General features: G+C 36.1%; 19 protein-coding genes. All 19 read left to right on the top strand.

Annotation, left to right across the window (positions count from 1 at the left end; translation table 11 throughout):
* Nucleotide 1 precedes the first annotated feature (1 nt).
* The 19 genes from H0Z29_03205 to H0Z29_03115 all read left to right on the top strand — a co-directional run bounded on the left by H0Z29_03205 (nucleotide 2) and on the right by H0Z29_03115 (nucleotide 21484).
* Nucleotides 2–1045, top strand: a complete 1044-nt coding sequence (locus H0Z29_03205) for an FkbM family methyltransferase (GenBank protein ID MBO8130509.1) — start codon at nucleotides 2–4, stop codon at nucleotides 1043–1045.
* Nucleotides 1046–1241: 196 nt separating this feature from the next.
* A complete protein-coding gene (locus H0Z29_03200) occupies nucleotides 1242–2087 on the top strand; it encodes a sulfotransferase domain-containing protein (GenBank protein ID MBO8130508.1) in 846 nt (281 codons plus the stop codon).
* Between the two features lie 70 nt (nucleotides 2088–2157).
* Nucleotides 2158–3096, top strand: coding sequence for an NAD(P)-dependent oxidoreductase (locus H0Z29_03195; GenBank protein ID MBO8130507.1), 939 nt, complete (start codon nucleotides 2158–2160; stop codon nucleotides 3094–3096).
* Nucleotides 3097–3110: 14 nt separating this feature from the next.
* Entirely contained in the window at nucleotides 3111–3806 is a 696-nt protein-coding gene (locus H0Z29_03190; GenBank protein ID MBO8130506.1) for an NTP transferase domain-containing protein, read from the top strand.
* 29 nt (nucleotides 3807–3835) lie between these two features.
* Nucleotides 3836–4828 (top strand): kinase, encoded by a 993-nt coding sequence (locus H0Z29_03185; protein MBO8130505.1) that lies wholly within the window; start codon nucleotides 3836–3838, stop codon nucleotides 4826–4828.
* 10 nt (nucleotides 4829–4838) lie between these two features.
* Nucleotides 4839–5720, top strand: coding sequence for a glycosyltransferase family 2 protein (locus H0Z29_03180; protein MBO8130504.1), 882 nt, complete (start codon nucleotides 4839–4841; stop codon nucleotides 5718–5720).
* Nucleotides 5717–6652 carry a glycosyltransferase gene (locus H0Z29_03175; protein MBO8130503.1) on the top strand — a complete coding sequence of 312 codons (936 nt, stop codon included), beginning with the start codon at nucleotides 5717–5719 and terminating at the stop codon, nucleotides 6650–6652. The genes H0Z29_03180 and H0Z29_03175 overlap by 4 nt, the downstream gene beginning before the upstream one ends.
* A gap of 33 nt (nucleotides 6653–6685) precedes the next feature.
* Nucleotides 6686–7951, top strand: a complete 1266-nt coding sequence (locus H0Z29_03170; protein ID MBO8130502.1) for a glycosyltransferase family 4 protein — start codon at nucleotides 6686–6688, stop codon at nucleotides 7949–7951.
* Complete coding sequence (locus H0Z29_03165; protein ID MBO8130501.1) at nucleotides 7944–9020, top strand: radical SAM protein; 1077 nt, start codon at nucleotides 7944–7946, stop codon at nucleotides 9018–9020. Before H0Z29_03170 ends, H0Z29_03165 begins: the two co-directional genes overlap by 8 nt.
* Nucleotides 9017–9778: a sulfotransferase gene (locus H0Z29_03160; protein MBO8130500.1), complete on the top strand. Its 762-nt coding sequence runs from the start codon at nucleotides 9017–9019 to the stop codon at nucleotides 9776–9778. The genes H0Z29_03165 and H0Z29_03160 overlap by 4 nt, the downstream gene beginning before the upstream one ends.
* A gap of 13 nt (nucleotides 9779–9791) precedes the next feature.
* Nucleotides 9792–10730 (top strand): glycosyltransferase, encoded by a 939-nt coding sequence (locus H0Z29_03155; GenBank protein ID MBO8130499.1) that lies wholly within the window; start codon nucleotides 9792–9794, stop codon nucleotides 10728–10730.
* 73 nt (nucleotides 10731–10803) lie between these two features.
* The gene (locus tag H0Z29_03150; GenBank protein ID MBO8130498.1) at nucleotides 10804–11718 is read left to right on the top strand and encodes a class I SAM-dependent methyltransferase; all 915 of its coding nucleotides are present in this window, start codon (nucleotides 10804–10806) and stop codon (nucleotides 11716–11718) included.
* Nucleotides 11718–14666, top strand: coding sequence for a glycosyltransferase (locus H0Z29_03145; protein MBO8130497.1), 2949 nt, complete (start codon nucleotides 11718–11720; stop codon nucleotides 14664–14666). The genes H0Z29_03150 and H0Z29_03145 overlap by 1 nt, the downstream gene beginning before the upstream one ends.
* Before the next feature lie 16 nt (nucleotides 14667–14682).
* Entirely contained in the window at nucleotides 14683–15450 is a 768-nt protein-coding gene (locus tag H0Z29_03140; GenBank protein MBO8130496.1) for a sulfotransferase domain-containing protein, read from the top strand.
* A gap of 50 nt (nucleotides 15451–15500) precedes the next feature.
* On the top strand, nucleotides 15501–17090 hold the full coding sequence (locus H0Z29_03135; protein ID MBO8130495.1) for a tetratricopeptide repeat protein: 1590 nt from the start codon (nucleotides 15501–15503) through the stop codon (nucleotides 17088–17090).
* Nucleotides 17087–18607 carry a glycosyltransferase family protein gene (locus H0Z29_03130; GenBank protein ID MBO8130494.1) on the top strand — a complete coding sequence of 507 codons (1521 nt, stop codon included), beginning with the start codon at nucleotides 17087–17089 and terminating at the stop codon, nucleotides 18605–18607. Before H0Z29_03135 ends, H0Z29_03130 begins: the two co-directional genes overlap by 4 nt.
* Nucleotides 18597–19445 carry a glycosyltransferase family 9 protein gene (locus H0Z29_03125; protein MBO8130493.1) on the top strand — a complete coding sequence of 283 codons (849 nt, stop codon included), beginning with the start codon at nucleotides 18597–18599 and terminating at the stop codon, nucleotides 19443–19445. Before H0Z29_03130 ends, H0Z29_03125 begins: the two co-directional genes overlap by 11 nt.
* A gap of 1 nt (nucleotide 19446) precedes the next feature.
* Nucleotides 19447–20436: a cyclic nucleotide-binding domain-containing protein gene (locus H0Z29_03120; GenBank protein ID MBO8130492.1), complete on the top strand. Its 990-nt coding sequence runs from the start codon at nucleotides 19447–19449 to the stop codon at nucleotides 20434–20436.
* A complete protein-coding gene (locus tag H0Z29_03115; GenBank protein MBO8130491.1) occupies nucleotides 20426–21484 on the top strand; it encodes a glycosyltransferase in 1059 nt (352 codons plus the stop codon). Before H0Z29_03120 ends, H0Z29_03115 begins: the two co-directional genes overlap by 11 nt.
* Nucleotides 21485–21486 lie beyond the last annotated feature (2 nt).

Below are 21486 nucleotides of genomic sequence, written 5' to 3'. Positions count from 1 at the left end.
GATGTTAAGAACAATTTTCAATAAAATATTGAGTTCGGGTGTTAAAGGAGAACCCCAAAAATTTATAGCTGACATGAATTGTTGGGTGATGGGACGCAGGTTAATTGATTTTGTGGATTTTGATGACATTAAACTATTCATGTACAAGAATGATAACATTTATGACAATTTCATAGATGATAGGAGAAAGAATTATCCTTTGAGGGAGTTTCTGAGAGGGGTTAGAGAGAAGGGATATCCCAGACCGGAAATAAATAGGGATACTATATCTGCTATCCAAAGTTGTAGACACCTGATATATTTGATTATGAAGCACTTGTGGGATGTCGGTGAAGAGTTTACGGTACTGGATGTAGGATGTCATGTAGGGCTTTTTGGTCTCAAGCTGGCCAGTGTAATCAGGGAGTTTGGTAAGGATAACGAAGTGATTTGTTTTGATATTGGGGAGGCAAGCGAGTTGATGCCGTATAATATAAAGGTGAATGGGTTAGAGAAATGGGTGACTTTTGAAAAATTGGCTATTTCGGATGTTTCCGGGCCGGCTATTGTGTATGCAAGGCAGGGGCATACGGATACGAACAATATTATCTGGAAATTGGATGATTCGTATAGTTATCTGGCGGAAGGGATAACTATAAGTGAGTATATTAAGGAGCATAAACTATCGGGTCCATTTATGATAAAGCTGGATGTTGAGGGATTAGAGTTCGAGATCATAGAGGAGATAAAATCTTTGATAGATAGTGATATTGTAGTCCTCATCTTTGAGTTTAGCTCTGAGCGCGTAAGAGATAAGGATTTTTTTTATAGTATTTTTGGTTACCTATTTAGAAACTACTATCTGTTTGACATTTATTACGTTTTATCTCCAAGTATGGCTGTTCCAATTTGTGAAGCGGACGAAAATAGCTTTTTTAAGGATGTATTGCAACGCCCTTATAGATATACGGATGTATTGGGAATTCCTAAAAAGCTGGACGGTGTTAAGAGATTGGGTGAGGGGCTGGAGTCTCTTGAGACTTTAGAGAGAACATATAAAATATAGTAGCAGGATAGCGATGAATGGAGAGTTGTTTTATTCCTGGAGGAGTTTAGGGAGATTGTTTTACTTATTATGCACCCCTATTCGGGTAGCTTGAATTTGCGTTGTGAGATATGGCTTAAACAACAAGGGAGCTAGGTTTTAGCTTTAAAGTAATTATTGAGGGTATTCTTAGTAATTGCAAGGGATGAGTGGTGGGGTGAGTAGAAATTTGTTGAAGGAGTTTAAGAATTTCGTTTCGAAGTATAGGATTATAATGTTTATAGATGAGAGTCTAGAGCCTGTTTTTGTTGTTGAGAGAGGGGAATGTAGATATAAAGTAGCAATCATATCCCTTCCTAAAGCCGGGACATACTTGTTGGCTGAGCTGCTAAAGAGTTTGGGTTTGGTAAGCACGGGATTGCATGTAACTGCTGATGGTTCTGGGTTCACGGATTATAGATTTATATCACTGGAGAAAGGACGTAGGAACTATAGAAATTACGTTTATAAAATGCCTTTTGATGAAGTGGTAGAAAGGGTGAGACCATGTCAATTTGTCGTAGGACATTTTCATTATAACGATTATATCAAGAGATGTTTGCAGGACTTCAAAAAAATTTTTATAGTGAGAGAGCTGCGTCACTGTTTGATATCGCATATGAGGTTTCTAAAGGATACGGGTAGAGAGGACTTAAGTCATTTTACCTGGCACAAGGAGCAGGATAAAAAAAATATGATGGTGGCTTATTTGAGGGAATTTGGCAGGATATTTTCTGATACCTGGGCTTTTCCGCTTATGGGGTGGATGAAGTGTGATGATGTATTGGTTTTGAGGTTTGAGGAAATTCTGGAGATGGAAGAGATGCCGGAAGGGATACTAACGAAGTTAGGGAGATTTCTGGGACTTGGAGATAGGAAAATTGATCCCGATAAGTTCTTATTTCGAGGAACATTAACATGGTCTGGAAAGTTGTCGAGTCTGGATGAGTATTGGTCTGAGGAGGCGGAGAATTATTTCAGACAACTGGGTTTATATGAAGTAAACACATATTTTGGGTACTGATTTATCGAAGTGAGGGCATTTTTTCTGTGTAAGGCATGAAAGTCAACAACCAATAAGGTATGAGGGAATTGTGAAGGTTTTAGTAACAGGTGGAGCGGGTTATATTGGCTCTGTCCTTGTTGGGAAGTTGTTAGATAAAGGTTGGGAAGTCCATGTTGTAGACAATTTGATGTATAAGCAGACGAGTCTTCTTGCTTATGCTTCTCGGGATAATTTTTACTTTTATTATGGTGATGTGCGAGATAAGAGGATTTTCAAACCAATGATAAAGAAGTTTGATGTGATAATTCCGCTTGCTGCTCTGGTAGGAATGCCGGCGTGTGAGAGAAGTCCACATGATGCGTGGAGTATAAACAGGGATGCTATTATTATGCTCGACAAAATGAGGAGTAAGAGCCAGATAATGATTTTCCCTAACACGAATAGTGGGTATGGTACTACTACTGGAGATATATATTGTGATGAGAATACCCCTTTGAATCCCATCAGTATCTATGGGAGATCAAAAGTGGAGGCTGAGAAATCGCTTCTTGATAGCGGTAATGTGGCAGTATTTAGGCTTGCAACGGTTTTTGGATATTCCCCCCGCATGAGGTTGGATTTGCTTGTCAATGATTTTACTTATAGAGCGATGAAAGATGGTTATATAATAATTTATCAGCCTCACTTTAAGAGAAACTACGTGCATATTTTAGATGTTTGTGATTGTTTCCTGTATTGTATCGAGAATTTTGATCTGATGAAAAATGAGGTTTACAATCTGGGGCTTGATGATGCGAATCTATCGAAGGCAGAACTGGCAGAGATTATAAAACAACATATACCGAATTTTGTGTATAAGTTTGCTGAGATAGGCGAGGATCCGGACAAGAGAAATTATATTGTATCTAATGAGAAAATAAAACAAGCCGGGTTTACCGCGAAGGTAAGTATCAATGATGGTATAGAGGAGTTGAAAAGAGTTTACAATATACTTATTAAGATTGATAATTTTTGCAGGAATGCGTAGGTGTTATAGATAGAATGGATATAGTAGTTTTAGCTGGTGGCAAGGGGACTCGCTTGCGGAGATTTTTCCCGGGCATTCCGAAAATTCTTGTGGAGATTAAGGGGAAAAGTATTCTGGATAGACAGATAGAGAACCTTACCAGCAGAGGTTTTGAGAGGATATTTCTTTCCCTCGGTTATTTGTCGGAAAGGGTTATTGGTTATCTGCATGATAGAGGACTGATTGATAAAATTATCTGTTACGTAGAGAAGATACCAATGGGGACAGGGGGAGCAATACCTCATATATACAGGGAGTACGGTTTAAAAGAACCTTTCTTTGTTCTAAATGGTGATACGTTACTGAAGATTGATTACAGGGAAGTTCTGAAATTCCATTGTCAAAAAGCTTCTGATATTACCGTGATTGTCAAAAGGGAGGAGGGTTTGAGAGATATTAGTTCAGTTGAGCTGGATGAAGATAATAAAGTTTTAAGCTTTGAGGAAAAAGTTGGAGATAAGAACTCTTTTATAAATGCTGGATGTTATTGTATCACTTTTAACAGAGTAAAGGAGCTGTTTGATAAGAACTGTCTGTCGATAGAGTATGATATTATTCCCTTGGCTGTTAAAAGTGGTAAGAGAGTGTATGGTTTTGAAATAGCAGCAGGTTTTTATGATTTTGGGACGGTAGAAAAGATAAAAAGATATTCTGCCTTAATAGATAAGTGATTCTACCTTGTTAAAAAAAAGAGGGTGAAATGATAATAGCAAGAACCCCTGTGAGAGTGAGCTTGCTGGGAGGAGGCACAGATTATCCTGATTTTTTTAGAAAGTACGGGGGGCAGACGCTTGGTTTGACCATTAACAAGTATTCTTATGTGACTGTTAGCAGGCTTGAGAGATTCTTTGATTACAATATAAGGGTTAGCTACTCCATTACGGAGCTTGTAAAGACTGTGGATGAAATCAAGCATCCTTCAGTTAGGGAGTGCCTGAAATTTTTGAACATAGAGGATGGTATTGAAATTAATTATGTAGGGGATTTACCTTCAAGAACGGGTTTAGGGTCTTCTTCCTCTTTTACCGTGACGTTATTGCATGCTCTACATGCTTTTAAAGGGGAATTTGTTACCAGAGAACAACTGGCAGAGGAAGCAGTCTACGTTGAGCAGGAGTTAATAAGAGAGAGAGTAGGGGTTCAGGACCAGTATGCGTGTGCGATAGGAGGGCTGTTACACCTCTCTATAGAGAAGAGTGGGAAAGTGTTGCCAGGTCCAATTCCGCTCGGTAGAGAGAGGATGAGGGAGTTTAGAAGCCATCTGATGCTGTTTTATACAGGGTTGCAGAGGTATGCAAGTGAGGTACTGGAGGAGCAGATTGAAAATATTAAGAGAGAAAGGATTAACAATAAGTTGAAGATTTTATATGAGTTAGTCAGTCAGGGTATTGAGGTACTAACCAATGGAAATAGTATCCTTGACTTTGGTGATTTGTTGAATACGGCCTGGGAGATAAAAAGAACTCTGTCCAGTAAAATAACGAACCCCAGGATAGATGAATGGTATGAGAGGGCTAAAAGGGCGGGAGCGATTGGAGGAAAACTTTTAGGTGCGGGGGGTGGAGGATTTTTGCTTCTGTTCGTGCCTCCTGAGAAAAGAACGTTTGTAAGAAACGCGCTGTCCGATTTGAGAGAAGTAAATTTTGATTTTGAGTATGATGGTTCAAGGATAATATTTTATAATCCATCGTGATGAGGTGATCATGAAAATTTCGGTGATTATGTATGATGGAGGGTATAGAGAGAGGTTTCACATAATTGATTGTTTGAATAATCAGACGATTGATAAGGATATGTATGAGATATTATGGGTGGAGCATTTTGATAAAGTGAAGCCGGAGTTAGAGAGGAAAGAAAATGTGAAGATAATAAAGCTTAACCGTAAACCGCCATTGTTCATTTCGTATTGCTGGAATGAAGGGATAAAAAGGAGTACAGGTGATCTATTAGTCTTGATTGATGGGGATGTTTATATTGATAACTACTTTCTTGAGGCCGTTTTTGAAGATCATGTAAAGAATGAAGAGCTGGTCATGTATTTCTATAGACTTGAGGAACCAAAGCCTCTCGTTCCCCCTAGGAAGTTGAAGCCGATTGACCCGGAATATTTAAAGGAAGTGTGCAGGTTGACTAATCCTGTTAATTACGGTGGGTGTTTGACTGTTAGAAAGAAATGGTTGTTTGAGGTTAATGGGTATGAGCAGTTTGAGTGTTTTGCTGGCGATGTGTATGCGGGAGGTAAGGAGTTATATACAAGGTTTAAGAATCTTGGGTTGCATGTTAAATGGAATCCTAGGGTGATGTTGTATCATCCATGGCATCCGGTTTCTTATGGTCTGTATGGTCATAGTTTTGAAAAGGGCTCTTTTAATTTTAAGTTGCAGCATGAAGTCATAAGGCGGAGGGAGTTGTCTCTTGAAACTATGCCTTACAAGGGTATTGATCCCAAGTATGACAGGGAACCTGAATGGTGGGATGACTGGATGAGAGAACATAGGGCGACTGGTGAGAAAAAGGTGGTTAAGAGGAAAGCCCTTACCGCAAAAGCTCGGGGGCTTTTCAGTAGAATTTTGGGGAGAGCATGAGCGGTGATGTAGAGTATTTTATCTCTGTAGTAATTTGTACGCACAACAGGGCTAAGTTTCTCAGAAAAGTTATTGACAGTCTTGTGAGGCAAAGCCTTTCAAAGGGTAGGTATGAGATAATTGTCGTTGACAATAATTCTACAGATAACACCAGAGAGGTAGTGAATAGCTACAGTGATGTTCCGAATATAAGGTATGTGAGAGAAGCGAAGATAGGATTATCACACGCAAGGAATGCGGGTATAAAGCACTCAAGAGGGAATATAATTGCTTTTATTGATGATGATGCTATAGCAACTAAAAAATGGCTGGAGAATATATTGCGCGTTTATACTACGGTGAAACCGCAGCCTGGAGTGGTTGGAGGGGAGGTTTTACCCATATGGAGTAGAAAAAAGCCAGTTTGGATGAATGACAGATTAGAAAGGGGATTGTCGACAGTAAAGTGGTCCAATAGAGGATTCTTTATTACGAAAAATGAGTGGCTTGTAGGAGCGAATGTTTGTTACTTGAAAAAAGTGCTGGAAGAATGTGAGGGGTTTGATACACAGCTTGGAAGGAAGGGGAAGAAATTAGTATCGATGGAAGAGAACCTGTTAAGAGAGAGGGCTGAACAGAAAGGTTATAGGTGCTATTATGAGCCTTCAGTAAGGGTATATCATTATATACCACCGGAAAGGTTGAAGAAGGGATGGTTTCTTAAAAGGAATTTTTACCAGGGGATTTCTGAGGCTATTCTTCGTGTTAAGAATGAAAAGCTGGGAAAGAGGAAGATATTGAAGATTATCGCGTTTAACGTGAAGAATACTTTTCTTAATTGTAAGAATTTTCTTTCACTAATTTTGCCTACTGATAATCCGGATAGGTTTTTCAGAAAGTATTTTCATTATTCTAGGGTGGGATTGATAGTGGGTTTGATACGTAAACTATGAAGCCATTGCTGGTGTAGTTTAGGGTGGGAATGAGTGTATAAGGTAGCCATAGTTACAAGGGTGTTGTGCCACAGCAGTGAATATGGGAGTTTTAAGTACCTCAAGAGTGTTGTAGATTTTTTTAAACTAACAGGTTTCAAGGTAATATATGTGTATATTGGAAGAACGTGCGGTTTCAATGTGGGTGAATTTTCGAAGGTCTACCGGGAGTGTAGGGTCAGTCCTATAGAGCCCTTTCTACCGGTTTACAGTTATATAATCTGCAGTTTGCTAAATAGGATTGTAAAAGTTGGGAGATTTTTCAGATGCAAGTGTGTGGATAGGGCGGTGAAATTTCTTGTTGATATTGCACCGCAGAGCGGTATAGAGTGTGGTGATCGCAGAGTATTGAATGGACGTGAGATAGATTTTGTGAGGAGAGTGATCAGGAAACATAGACCTCAAATTGTTGTTGCTGATCATACATGGATGGCCAATATATTTGATTCAGATTTCACCGAATGTTTGAAGGTTATATTAACGCATGATATTTTATTTAAGAGAAGAAGGTCGTTCTGGAGTATAGGTATGGAATCTGACTGTGAAGTTTGGGATAAGGATTTTGAGAAAGCTCTGCTTCAGAAGGGAGATGTCATAGTGACTATTCAAGACCACGAAAGGCAGGTTGTGAAGAAATTGTTGCCTGAAAAGAAGGTCATAAGTGTACCGTATCCTGTGGATGTAAAATTGGTAAAAGGAAGACCAAAGAAGGATAATATAGTTATTTTTGTTGGAAGCAATGCTGATCACAATGTTATAAGCCTTCAATGGTATCTTAGAGAGATTTGGCCAAAAGTATTAGAGAGAATTCCTGATGCATTGATGTATGTTGTCGGCAGCATTGGTAGCAGAAAAATTTTTCAGAATTGGGGTGATAAGACGGTAAGGTTCTTGGGATATGTTGATGATATCGATAGTTATTATGAGATGTCGAAAGTTGCTGTTATTCCATCTATTGTGAGTAGTGGTCTTAAGATAAAACTTGTGGAAGCCCTTTCGTACGGGGTTCCCTGTGTTGCAAGTGAAAATGCTCTTGTCGGAGTGGGAGAGCTTAAAGATGAGGTTGTACTCTGCGCCAGAGATAGCAAGCAGTTCGCAGGATGTGTTGTTGATTTGCTAATTGATGGGGAGTTGGCGGATAGGTTAAAGCAGAATTCAATTGATTATGTTAGAAAGAATCTAACGCGAGAGGTGGTTTTTGAACCCTTGAGAGAAGTTATTGATGATTATTTGGGAGCTGGGGGAAAGGGTAATGGCTAAGAGGGAGTTGTTGTGTGTTTATCCGTGGATGGCTATAAGCCAGGAATCTCCTGGTGATCATTTGAGAGTATGCTGTTGGTCCAAAGTAAACATCAAAAATATTGAGAAAAGAAGTCTAGAAGAGATATGGAACGGTTCTGAGTACAGGTATTTGCGGCAGAAAATGCTGGAGGGGGATATTGACAAGATATGTAAAGATACCTGTCCTTTTGTTGTTAATGGCAAATATGTTGCGAAGCCGGATCGTATAAATGGGATAAGTAAGGAATATATTGAGAACAAAAGATTGATGTGGGAAGAAATAGAGAGTGGGAAAGTGGTGATTTCCAGTAAACCGACTTATGTTAAGTTATACCCGACGAATAGATGTAATCTTGGCTGTATAATGTGTAGGCAGGGGAATGTAAAGTCTGAACATATTTTTGATAAAATGATGAATGAAATACGAGGATGGTTTAAGTACATGGATAGGATAGAGTTTGTCGGAGGTGAGCCTCTTTTATCCAGAGAGGTAATTGAGTTTATAAAGGAATTTGGTCCTGCAGTGTATCCAGATTTGAAGATACATATAATAACAAATGGTATCTTATTGAATAAAAACGTAATTGACATGATGGATGGGAAATTCAGAAGTCTGTCTATTTCAATAGATGGTGCCAGCAAAGAAGTTTACGAAAGTATAAGAATAGGAGGCAAGTGGGAGGTGTTAATGAAAAATATGGGTTATCTGGCAGGGAAGGTTAGAGGTAAAGATGTAGAGGTTAAGATTTTAACTGTGGTGATGAAAAGAAATATCGATGATTTGTTTAATATTGCAGTAATGACAAAGAATTCTGGGTTTAGCGTGGGTTACCAACCCATAAGTGGTATCTGGCATGGACAGAGTATAGAGCGCAGAAGAGATATTATTAGAGCAATTAGGCAGCTGAAGAAAGCTCAGAAGTATTATCCAGAGGGGGTATATGTTAATTCTGCGATTTCTGATTTAAGTCGGAAATTAGATGGTGGAGGGTCGCTTTTAAAGAAAGTTTTTAATAAAGTTTTGAGTATTGGGGGTAAGTGGTTATGAGGAATGTTTTAATACTTGGATCTGGTCGAAGTGGAACAAGTATGGTTGCTGGGACCCTTGCCAGTGCTGGTTATTTTATGGGGGATAGGTTATATCCTCCTCGCCATAGTAATCCAAAAGGTTTTTTTGAAGACCCCGAGATAAACGGGATAAATGAGAAATTAATTTCACTTGTTACCCCTAACAGACCGCCGATAATAGGCAAGTATTTTTTTAGGGCACGGCCGGTTTATGGTCAGAGGTGGTTGTCGCGTGTTCCTCTAAGTGTTAGATGGAAGATGACTCGTGAAATTGAAGAAAGGATTTGGAGGGTGGTTTATAGAGAGCCATACTGCTTTAAAGACCCGAGATTTTCATATACTTTACCGGTGTGGAGACCCTTCCTAAAGGATTGTTGTTACATATGTGTTTTTAGAGATCCGGCGGCGACGGTAAATAGTATATTAAAGGAGTGTAGTGAAGTTGGATATCTATTCAGCTTGAAGATCAATAGAAAGATAGCTCTCGAAGTCTGGGAATTAATGTATACCCACATTTTGGAGTATCATGTTAAAGAAGGGGATTGGTTGTTCATTCATTATGATCAGGTTCCAACTAAAGAGGGGTTGGATAAGATAGAAGATTTTACCGGTGCGAAGGTAGACAGGTCTTTTCCGGAGAAAGATCTAAAAAGGTCTAAAGGGGATTTTGAGGTTGATAGTAAGTTGCGGGAAATTTATAGTAGGCTATGTGAGTTTGCTGGTTATGTTCCCCGGTAAAGTGCTGTAGGTTATGGCTAAATCTGAAATTCGTGTTTCTGTGGTTTTGTGTACTACATTTAGTTCTTCCCTTGTTGAGAGAACGGTTGAAAGTATTGTTAATCAGGAGATAGATAGGCGCTTTGTTGAATTGATTTTGGTTATCAATGGAAAATGTGGTGGGGTGGAGATAGGCTTTCTTGATAAATATAAAGGTAATTTTAACATAGTTGTTCTGAAAGAGAAGAGACTTGGTTTATCCCGTGCAAGGAATAGAGGGTTAAATGCTGCTAGAGGTGAGTTTGTGGCTTTCATAGATGATGATGCTATAGCGGATAGGTGTTGGCTTAAGAATATTCTTGAGATTTTTGAAAATGCTGATTCCAGAGTTGCCTGCATAGGCGGGAAAGTTTTGCCTATTTGGGAGTCCGGTAGGCCAAGATGGTTGTCCGATAGAATGATGACCGCCCTTTCACTTGTAGATGAAGGAAATAGGGCTTTTTGCGTGAGGAGTGGGAAAAGTTTCTTAGCTGGGACAAATTTAGTTTTTAGGAAATCTGTTTTGGTCAAATATTTGGGTTTTAGGGCAGATTTGGGAAGGGTAGGCAGTAGATTGATTTCTAACGAGGAGAATTACATTATAGAATGCACTATAAGGGATGGGTATCGGGTGTTATATGCCCCATCGATTATTGTTTTCCATGTTGTGAAGAAAGAGCGACTTAAGAAAGGGTGGTTTTATAGAAGGATGTTTTATCAGGGCATTTCTAATGGGGTTATGGATAGTCTGATTCTAAAGAAGTATCCCCTGTTTTTTCTGAAAAGGTTGTTTTTGACTTTTTTTTATCTTTGCCTCCTCACTTATCTTTTTTTTATACTTTTTCTTCCGGTTGTGCATTCTCTTATTTTTACAATAAAGTGTCATATCCTTATTCCTGCGGGATACATATGGTTTTATTTTTATAAAAATTGACCTGATGGTGTCTAGTTCTGATACCTGTGTGTAATTTATGAGAAATTGTCCAATCTGCGGGAGCAGTAGGCTTGTGGATGAGAGAATGTTGAATGGGTGTTTGCTAGCAAGGTGCTCAAAATGTTCGTTTGTATTTGCTGACGTGTCGCTTGATGAGGTTAGGAGGCATAATTACCACGTTTCAAGCAGTACAGATAGCTTTTACATGCAGTCTCAGACGAAACTTGACAATTTGTGGTTTTGGAGCGTGGTTTGTAGGGTGACAAGAAAGACAAAAGCGGGTAGGGTTCTTGATGTTGGCTGTGGCAATGGTATGTTGTTAAAGCATTTTAAGGCAATGGGCTGGCATTGCTATGGCCTTGATGTTTCCCCATGGGCAAAGAAGTATGCTAAATTTTATGGCTTTACATTATATGATAAAGAAATTGAAGAGGATTATTTGCCAGAAAATTATTTTGACCTGGTTGTAAGTACTTCAACTTTGGAACATATTTATGATCCCTATAAGCATTTAAAATCTGCTCTAAGGATTCTTAAACCAGGAGGATATTTATACGTTGCAGGCGTGCCAAATTATAATTCACTAACTATTAAACTTGGTTTATCGAAATTTTATTTTAATAAACCACCTTCTCATGTGAATTATTTCACTCCACGAAGTATATATAATCTTATAAATCGGTTGAAGAGGTATTATAAAATATCGTTTAAAATAGGCACATATGGGATTCCTGAAAGCTTTTACTTCTATCATAAAATAAGAGAAACATATAAAAAATTGATAAATAAGAGGAGAGTCAAAAGGGGAATTAATAATAATAAAAGGATTACCATAGAAAAGATAAGCAAAGAAGTAGTTTTAGGGAATAGGGAAGTGTACATAATAAAAAAAGTAATAGGCCAGATTGCGGTATATTTAAGCTACGTTATAGGGCGACCTTTCAACCTTGGTGATAAAATAGAAGTTATCATTTATAAGGAGCAGTAATGTTAGTATATATACTATTAGTTTTTGGTTTATTAATGAATATTTTACTAAAGCTTCCTTTTATAAATATTCCACTTGATAGGGATTATGGTGTTTACGGTTATCATGCATTATTTAAACTGAAAAAAAAGAAGATCCCATATATAGATACAGGTGAAAATCACCCACCGGGCAGATGGCTTTTATATTTATTGCTTATAAGGTTATTTGGTATTTCAAGAAAAGTTTTTAGAATATCCAATATAGTCTTTCATTTATTAACAAATTTATTGGTTTTCTTAGTTGCCGGAGAACTTTTTGGCGATACAGTTGCTATAATCTCTTCTTTTAGCTATGCATTCATTTCATCTTTGCCGGCTTATGTGTGGACACAATCAAGTGATGAGGTTGAACAGATATTTTTTACTTCATTATCTTTTTATTTATTTATCTTAGGGGCGCAGGCTCAAAATTATTATTTGCTTTTAATAAGTGGTATTTCATCAATGGGAGCACTGTTTTTTAAACAGACTGCTTACTTAAACACAATTTTACCATTATGTATTAGTGGATTAATATACAATTTTAGGTTTTCTGGTTATATATCAATTATATTTGGAATGATAATTGGATTCATTGGTATATTTTTATTTTTCAAATATAATAATATTCCAACTGATCATTTTAGAATAATATTTGGATTTAAGTTTAAGTTTCTTAAGAAGCAATTAGAATTGTTGTTTTATCATACAAAGGAATTAAAAAAAGAAGAATCAGAGCCAGCAACTCATGCTGTTTTACAAAATGATCAGAAAAAAACTTTTAACTTTAAATATACAAAAGAGGGATACCTAAGATGGGTTAAAGTTGTAATGGTACCTATTTTAAAGAACAGTTCGATTTATATACTTTTTGCGTTATCGGGAATAGTGTTAGGGATTGTATACAGCCACAATATAAATAGTTTATTATTTACTTTAGTGTGGTTAGTAGGTGCTATTTTAGGGATTATAATTAACAAACATTATATGGCTTACCACTTTTTACCATTACTTGGCCCGATTTTAATTTTATCGGGATTTGGGGCGTCGGAGTTGTGGAAGATGCTGTCAACTAACGGTTCAATTCTTGCTATCGCTATTATCACCATTCTCATCGTGGGCTATTTTGGGATAATTTTAATTGATTTTAATAAATGGAGAAAAATAGAGAGAAAAGGAAGAGGACACATTTTTTATTATAGACAAGAATGGGAGATGAATCTTGCAGGAGAAAAAATAGGTAGGATGTTAAAAGATATCACAAATGAGGATGATAAAATATATGTCTGGGGACCTGAATATGAAATATATTTGTTCTCTGAGCGACCTTCACCTACAACAACTTTGTTCTGTCCTCGACCTTATATTTCCTACTCCCCTGATCCCTATGGAATGGAAACAATGATAGTAAATCAGCTTAGCAATGATAAGCCAAAATATATAGTTATTACAGCCTTAACAGAGGGATTTGAAAATTTTGAGAATTTTTTAAAAGAAAATTATTCGCTATATGCAAAAAAGTTTGGTGAGCTATCTATTTATAAAAAAAAGGAAGAAGAGATGGAAAACGTAATTAAGTTGAACACTAATATTTCTGCTCCACCAAAAGTATCTGTTATTACACTGACTTTTAATGGCATCGAATATACTAAAATGTTTTTTAAGTATCTTCTGAAAAATACCAGTGGTAGTTATGAAGTTATTGTTGTTGATAATGGATCAAGTGATGGTACAAGGGAGTATCTTGATTATTTGAGCAATAATTATTCACATGTAAAGGTAATATTGAATAATACTAACGTTGGTTTCTCAAAAGGTGCTAATCAAGGGCTATCTTTTGCAAACGGGAAGTATTTGATGGTTATTAATAATGATGTTCTGGTACCGCCTGAATGGCTGGAAAAAATGATAAAACCATTTGAAATCGATGAGTCGATTGGATTGGTTGGTCCATTAACAAACTGGATTAGTGGACTTCAGATGGTGGAGAATGTCCAGTATGAAAATCCTGAGGATTTTGAGGAATATGCTATGCGTATTTCAGAAGCGAGGAAGTACAAATATACACCCCGTAGGAGGATAGCAGGATTTGCAATGATGATAAACAGGAGATTGTATGACGCTATAGGTGGGTTTGACGAAAATTTTGTTGGTGGAAATTATGAGGATGATGACTATTGTTTGAGAGCATCAAAGGCAGGGTTCAAAATTGTTGTTGCTGAGAATGTGTTTATGCATCACTATGGGAGTGCCACATTTAAATCAAACAAAATTAATTATGAAAAATCTATTGAAATGAATAAAGAAATATTTAAGAAGAAATGGCAGGATATAGATTTTGAATGGCTTATGGAGAGAGATAAAAGGCTAGTGGATTTAAGTGAAGACCAGATTAATGTGGCAGTGGACTTATTTACACAATCCCGATATCAGGATGCCAGGGAAATTTTTGTAAAAGTTTTAAGCTATGATCCATTAAATGAGGAAGCATTATTCGGTCTTGCGTTATGTTATAGAAATGTTGACGACAATCTTAATGCTATTAGAATGCTGAAAAAATGCATTGACTTAAATCCGGATAACGCATATGCATATAATCAATCTGGCATAATAAGTGCCGAGTTGGGTGACTTTGAATCAGCAAAGGCATTGTTTGCAGCCGCTGTCGCAAAGGCTCCTGACTTTGTGGATGCTCAGAGGAATTATGCGGAAGTATTACTGGAATTGGAACAATATGAGGATGGTGTTCGTGCATTTGTAAAAATACTTGAAAACCACCCGAACGATGTCCTGACGTTGTTGAGAATGGCAGAATTATATCAGGAAGTTGGTAGATATGATGAAGCAAAGCAGTTTGCGAGCAAGGTTCTGGAATATGATCCAACAAATGTAAAAGCAATTGAGATATTAGAATTACAATCGAATTAGTCAAGGTGAGTTTATTGTGCCTAAAGCTACTCTGACTCTTGGGAAACCGGGGACAAAAAAGGTCGCTATTATTAGCCATGAAAGATCTGGCACACATTTTTTGATGAATTCGATTTCTATTAATTTTGGCTATATTGCTTCTCCAAGGATAGATCTCGATTTTAATCTGGGTCTCAATCTATATGCTCCGGTTTCAATTTTAAGTGTATTAAAAAGGCTACATAACCAGCCTGTATTAAATATTTTGAAGTCGCATCATCCAATTGATTTTTTAATAGATATAATGGATTATTTTACTGAACAATTCTACGTTTTCTATATTTACAGAGACCCGAGAGATGTAATGGTAAGTTTCTGGAAATTATTAAATGATTATCGATCTAAGGGATGGGATGAAGGACCTGCTACAAGGACAGTGAGTGAATTTATAAGGGCTCAACCTAGAGGAGCTATATTGAGATATCAAAAGGAGCAGGAGCCAACGATGTTACACCGATGGCAGACGAACGTTTTAGGATGGGTAAATTATGCTGAGAAGAATAAAAATAAAGTCATTACAATCAGGTATGAAGATTTGAATAATAAATTTGATGAGGAAATGAAAAGAATAGCGAAAATTACAGGCTGGAATTTATCCGAAATAAAAAGACCAAGTAAATATCAAAATGTAATTAATCCCGGGAAGGGAATGAATGGCACGTATAGAGAATATTTTGCTCCAGAAGATGAAGATTTTGTGATAGAGGTGTTGGGAAATACAATGAAAAAACTTGGATATTTATAGACCATTTATATACAGCTACAATTCCAAAACTTATACATAGTTATATATTTATGGACAATAAACGGCGTTCAGTTGAGACAAACGTAGCAGATTATATATATTTTTATAATCTAGGACGGAAATATATCAAATCGGGTGACCTAGAGAGAGCAGAAGATTGCTTCAGGCAAGTGCTAAAACTGAATAATGGATATAGTGAAGCTTATTATCATTTAGGAAGAATTTTCTTTAAGAGAGGGAAATACGAAGAAGCTATAAAAAATTATAGAAGGGTTATAGAAATTGATCCAGATCATGCTAAAGCTTATTTTAGTATTGGGCTGATTTTCCAGTTACACGGAAAAATTAGAGAGGCGGAGAAATTTTACTTAAAGGCTATAGAAATGAATCCGGATTTTGCTGAAGCTTATAGTAATTTGAGTTCCATATTTTGTAATAAGAGAGATTTAGGTAATGCACTTTACTATGCTGTTAAATCAGTTAGGTTGCAACCGCAAAACCCCTTTTCCCTTAACAATCTTGGAAAAGTTTACGGATATTTATATCAATATGACAAAGCAGTTAAATTTTTTAAAAAAGCAATCGAAATAAAGCCAGATCTTGTTGAAGCATATTCAAACCTTGGTTCATGCTATCTTAATCTCCGTGATATAAGGAAGTCTCTTTATTTTACCGAGAAAGCATTGAGTTTAAATCCAAACTTTGTTGAAGCCAGATGTAATCGTGGATTTATATATCTGACATTAGGAGAATACGAAAAAGGGTGGCAGGATTATGAATGGCGATGGTATCGCAAGGAGTTTGAAAAAATAAAAAGAGATTTTTCAAAACCTATATGGAATGGGGAAGATATTGTAAATAAGACGCTGTTCGTGTTTGCTGAGCAGGGATTCGGAGATACTATACAATTTTGTCGGTTTTTAAAAATTGCACGAAAAAAGGTGGGAAAATTAATATTTGAAGTTCCATCAGCCCTGAAAAAAATAATTGATTTCTGTGAAGGAGCTGATCTTGTGATTAAGTCTGGAGAAAGAATACCTGATTTTGATTTTTATATCCCCTTATTAAGCTTACCAAGAGTCTTGAATATAAAATTACAGGATGTATATACGGGTATTCCTTATCTGTCTGTTAAAAGAGATGATTTGGCACGGAATAGTATATTATCTAAATATAAGGATAAATTTAAAATTGGATTTGTCTGGGCGGGTAATAGAGAGCATCTAAATGATTTGAATAGATCCATTGATGTTACTTATTTTATTCGTCTTACTGATGTTCCGAATGTTCAGCTTTTTAGCCTCCAGAAAAACCCTTCAGAAGCGGATTGCTTGAAATTGAGAGAAAATGGTAAAATTGTGGATTTGAATGAATACATCAATGATTTCTATGACACAGCTATTTTTATAAAAAACATGGATCTGGTAGTGTCTGCTGATACTGCGGTGGCTCACCTTGCGGGAGCGATTGGTAAAAATGTGTGGTTGTTGCTACCATATAATTCCGATTGGAGATGGTTGCTGGATGGAGAAGATTCACCCTGGTATCCTACAATGAGAATTTTTAGACAGAAGAAACTGGGTAATTGGGAAAATGTTTTTGATAATGTTTTTACCGAATTGAAAAAGCTAATTAAATGAGTTTTAACAAAATAAAAAATATAGGCACTGAAGATAAAAAAGGTATAAATGAGTACAATGAATATATGAAGAGAGGTATGAAGTACCTTCAGAATAAAAACTATCTTAATGCTGTTGGAAGTTTTAGGGAGGCAATATCTATAAATCCACGATCGGAAGAAGCATACATCCATCTCGGGGATGCTCTCTTTAATATTGGAAAATATGATTCGGCACTAAAGGCTTATAGTATAGTAATGCAACTTAATCCCACAAGATACGATTTGTATTATAAGGCGGGACTTACTTTGTATTATCTTAGAAGATATAGGGAGGCAGAAAAGCTTTTGAAAGATTTTATTAGTTTTAATAAAAAATCTGAAGATGCTTATAATTGTCTCTATTTGATTTACCGAGACCTGGGCGATAATGAGAAGGGTGAAGTTATATTAAGGGAAGGTATTGCTGAGATTCCTGGTAGCGCAAAGCTACATAATAATCTTGCTAATATCTTACAGTGTCAGGGGAGATTTGATGAAGCTATTAAAGAATATAATATAGCAATAAAGCTATGCAATGATTTTGCTGAGGCTGTGCTTGGAAAGAGCCTGATTTACTTATTAAATGGGAATTTTAAAAATGGATGGGAGGGATATGAAAGCAGATTAAAATTACCATTTTTTAAAAGTGTTATGTATAAATATAAAAAACCAATATGGGATGGGAGACCATTAGCAGATAAAAAACTAATGATATGGACGGAACAAGGGTATGGAGATGCTATACAGTTTATAAGATTTGTAAAATTAATTAATAAACAATACGGGAGAATAATATTGAATTGTCAAAGAAAGCTGATCAAGTTATTTCAGCACGTTAGAGGAATTGATGTCATTTACGATAAGGATGTTAATCATAATGAGGATTATGATTTTCATATTCCAATAATGAGTCTTGGTAGAATTTTTGTAAGTGATGAGCAGTCTATTCCAGATTCCGTACCTTATATTGATATTCCTTTGAAAGATATCGATCGGGTTAGGCGAGAAATAGGCTTTAACAGAAAATTTTTAAATGTTGGTATTGTGTGGGGTGGTAATACGAAACATAAGGATGATAGAAATCGTTCGATAGATCTAAGCTATTTTTTAAGATTTACCGAAATGGAGGGAATTAAATTATATAGCCTTCAGAAGGGGGAATATGCTAAACAATTAGGTATGATTTCCGACAATAAAATAATCAATCTTGACGGGTATATTGATGATTTTTATGATACAGCTCTTATTATTATGAGTCTGGATCTTGTAATAAGTGTTGATACAGCGGTAGCACACCTTGCGGGCGCTCTGGGGAGAAGTGTATGGCTTCTGATACCCAAATATCCTGATTGGAGATGGATGTTAGATAGAGATGATAGTCCCTGGTATCCAACGATGAGGATTTTTAGACAGAAAAAGCAGGGTAATTGGGATGACGTATTTCGTGATATTGAGTTGAGACTTTTAAAGAAAAGGGTAGAGGTCAATGATAATTGAATGTTATCGAGCGGGTGCTATCGGTGACGTATTAATGACAACCCCCGCTGTTAGAGCATTAAAGAATAAGTATAAAGGATCGTATATTAGATATGTAACAGTTACGCCTAATCTCATTTTAAATAATCCTTATGTTGATGAAATTTCTCCAGTAGGATTAGATGCAGATTTGAAAGTTTACTTTGAGTATCCTCTTAAGAAGGGTTATCCCGATAAACCGCTTGAGAAACATCTTGTATATGAGTTTGCTGAATGTGCTAATGTAAAGGTTGATTCATTACGTGGCGATTTGAGACTTTATAAACATGAGATTTCATTTGCAGAAAATGCGGTAAAGAAATTTAGAAGAATAAATATAAAACTGGCTACAATACATATTACTGCAGGATGGTCTCCATACAAGGAATGGGAAATTGATTTATGGCAAAAAGTTGTTGATTATTTCAAAGGAAGGGTTTTATTTATACAGTTGGGATCAAGTGGACAACCTGTGTTAAAGAATGTACTTTCATTTGTTGGTATTTTGAGTGTTAGGCTTTCAGCAAGCATGACTTATGTTAGTGATTTTCATGTTGGCGTGGATAGCTTTCCAAATCATGTAGCGGCTGCTTTTAATAAGCCAGCAGTTGTACTGTTTGGCAGTACTAGTCCTGTAGGTTTTGGATATAATTCTGCAATTAATATTTGGAAAGGCTATGAATGTTCTCCATGTTATAGGGAGTATAATAAAAAGTCACTGCATCCAAAACCACCATGTCCCTACGGTAAAAAGTGCATGAGAGATATTTCACTTGACGAGGTTATAAATAGCATCGAAACAATATTAAGGAGAATATAAAGTGGCTGGTTTTATTGAGAAAAAGGCTTTAAAGAAGTTTTCTCCAGGAGAAATTATATGTCTGGAGGGGGATGCCGGGAATTCGATGTTCATAATCAAGTCAGGACAGGTGGAAGTGTATAATACCGTTGATAGGAGGGAGATTAGACTTGCAAAACTTGGACCGGGCGAGATATTTGGTGAAATGTCTCTAATTGATGGCAGGCCGAGATCTGCAACTGTTAGAGCTATAACAGATGTTGAATGTGTAGAAATTACAAGGGCAATGTTTGATAAAATTCTCGCCGGTAGCCCAAATTGGTTAGGGGTATTTATGAATGTACTGGTAGAAAGATTGCGTATTGCCGATAAAAAACAACGAGTAACTGATAGTGTTGAAATTGGTAAAAAGACCGTATATTTAATCAGTCTTATGCTTGAAAAGGAAGAAAAAACTACTGGTATTATATATAAACAGTCATGGAAGAAATTAGTTGAGGATATATCATTTCTACTCGATATTCCACCGAGTCAAGTTAGCGGTATTCTTTCAAAACTAATTTTTACTCCCCTTGCAGAATCAGAGTTTAATTATAAAGATGGTAAAACTTTCATTGTAAAAGATTGGGAAAGGTTTTTAAAATTTACCAGGTTTTGTAAAGAAAGGTATCTAAAGAATATTACCAAAGGCATAATAGAGGAGTTCGAAGTAAAATCTGAAAAAGAAGTCAAGTTTTTAAAATTTATAAACGAAATATTGAAAGAACAGGCAAGAGCAAATGATATAGAAATGGAATATATGAATTCTAAGTGTTCTGAGATATTGAATGAGGACATATCCAAATATGAAAAGGTAATATCAGAATTGGTGAAATCTGGTATTTTGAAAAAAGCAGTGCGAGATGATGGGGGTAAGTATATTTTAGTTGATCTGGAACTTTTTGATATAAAATTCCAGAAATATGTTGACATTGAGCTTTTTGAAAATATATTAAAGAAATTTGAAAATTAAAGATATATTTTTAACAGCATGCATTATAGCTCGAGATTCCTCAGAATTTATTGGTAGGTGTATAACATCTATAAAAAATGTGGTGGATCAGATTGTAGTTATTGATACTGGGTCGGTTGATGATTCAGTGAGAATAGCTAAAAAATCAGGGGCAGAAGTCTATTTTTATAAATGGAATGATGATTTTTCCAGAGTGAGAAATGAAGCTTTAAAATATGCTAAGGGAAGCTGGATATTTCAGATAGATACAGACCATGAACTAATTTTTGGGAAAGATTTTGAACTTAAGGATTATTTAAGTAGAACAAATAAGATTGGATTTTTTGTTTCTGAGAAATCTGTCCTATCGAACGGAGACTATAAAATTCTAGATCGTCTGTTGGTATTTAGAAATATACCGGGCTTGAAGTATGAGGGTGTTATTCATGAGCATCCAGTAAAGTCTCTAAGAGAATATGCAAATAAAAAAGGAATTACTAATCCCTTCGATAAAATAAGAGAAATTAGTTTGTTGCATTACGGGTTTCTTGATATTGATAAAAAAATGGAAAGGAATATTGCTATACTTAAGAAGGCTCTAAATAAGGAACCAAATAATTGGCATTATAGACATAAGTTACTTCTATCTTATAAAAGTCTTAGGCAATCAGAGAATTATAATAAACTAATGGCAGAAACGATATCGATGCTGAAAAAAAACCTACCTAATAATACAATAACTATATCATTAATGGGAATTATCGGGCAAGTTCTTGATTATTTCCGTGAAAATAATCTTTATGATATACAATTAATAAACTATGCTAACCATGTTATTAGGATTTCAGATTACGCTGATCTTAGAATTGCATATCCTCTTGCAAGAATTCACCTCAATTCGGGAGATTTTGAAAGGGCTTTTTCTATTCTTCATAAATATTTTAGTTCCGAAGGTACACCTGGGTATATACCTATTAGTTCTAGAGATAGAGATGAAGCAATCAGGCTATATATAGATTTAGCAGAAAAAGTAAATGGGAATGTTATCAAACTAAAAATTAATAAATAGCC

This window comes from Candidatus Neomarinimicrobiota bacterium (assembly GCA_017656425.1).
Classification (GTDB): Bacteria; Fidelibacterota; UBA2242; order UBA2242; family B5-G15; genus JACDNV01.
This window is presented reverse-complemented; position numbering and strand designations above follow the sequence as displayed.

Excerpts from the sequence above, each read along its gene's own strand:
- H0Z29_03190 (MBO8130506.1), top strand. The coding sequence starts at position 3,111 with ATGGATATAGTAGTTTTAGCTGGTGGCAAGGGGACTCGCTTGCGGAGA.
- H0Z29_03145 (MBO8130497.1), top strand. The coding sequence starts at position 11,718 with ATGTTAGTATATATACTATTAGTTTTTGGTTTATTAATGAATATTTTA.
- H0Z29_03125 (MBO8130493.1), top strand. The coding sequence starts at position 18,597 with ATGATAATTGAATGTTATCGAGCGGGTGCTATCGGTGACGTATTAATG.
- H0Z29_03130 (MBO8130494.1), top strand. The coding sequence starts at position 17,087 with ATGAGTTTTAACAAAATAAAAAATATAGGCACTGAAGATAAAAAAGGT.
- H0Z29_03165 (MBO8130501.1), top strand. The coding sequence starts at position 7,944 with ATGGCTAAGAGGGAGTTGTTGTGTGTTTATCCGTGGATGGCTATAAGC.
- H0Z29_03175 (MBO8130503.1), top strand. The coding sequence starts at position 5,717 with ATGAGCGGTGATGTAGAGTATTTTATCTCTGTAGTAATTTGTACGCAC.
- H0Z29_03155 (MBO8130499.1), top strand. The coding sequence starts at position 9,792 with ATGGCTAAATCTGAAATTCGTGTTTCTGTGGTTTTGTGTACTACATTT.
- H0Z29_03135 (MBO8130495.1), top strand. The coding sequence starts at position 15,501 with ATGGACAATAAACGGCGTTCAGTTGAGACAAACGTAGCAGATTATATA.
- H0Z29_03185 (MBO8130505.1), top strand. The coding sequence starts at position 3,836 with ATGATAATAGCAAGAACCCCTGTGAGAGTGAGCTTGCTGGGAGGAGGC.
- H0Z29_03205 (MBO8130509.1), top strand. The coding sequence starts at position 2 with ATGTTAAGAACAATTTTCAATAAAATATTGAGTTCGGGTGTTAAAGGA.
- H0Z29_03160 (MBO8130500.1), top strand. The coding sequence starts at position 9,017 with ATGAGGAATGTTTTAATACTTGGATCTGGTCGAAGTGGAACAAGTATG.
- H0Z29_03180 (MBO8130504.1), top strand. The coding sequence starts at position 4,839 with ATGAAAATTTCGGTGATTATGTATGATGGAGGGTATAGAGAGAGGTTT.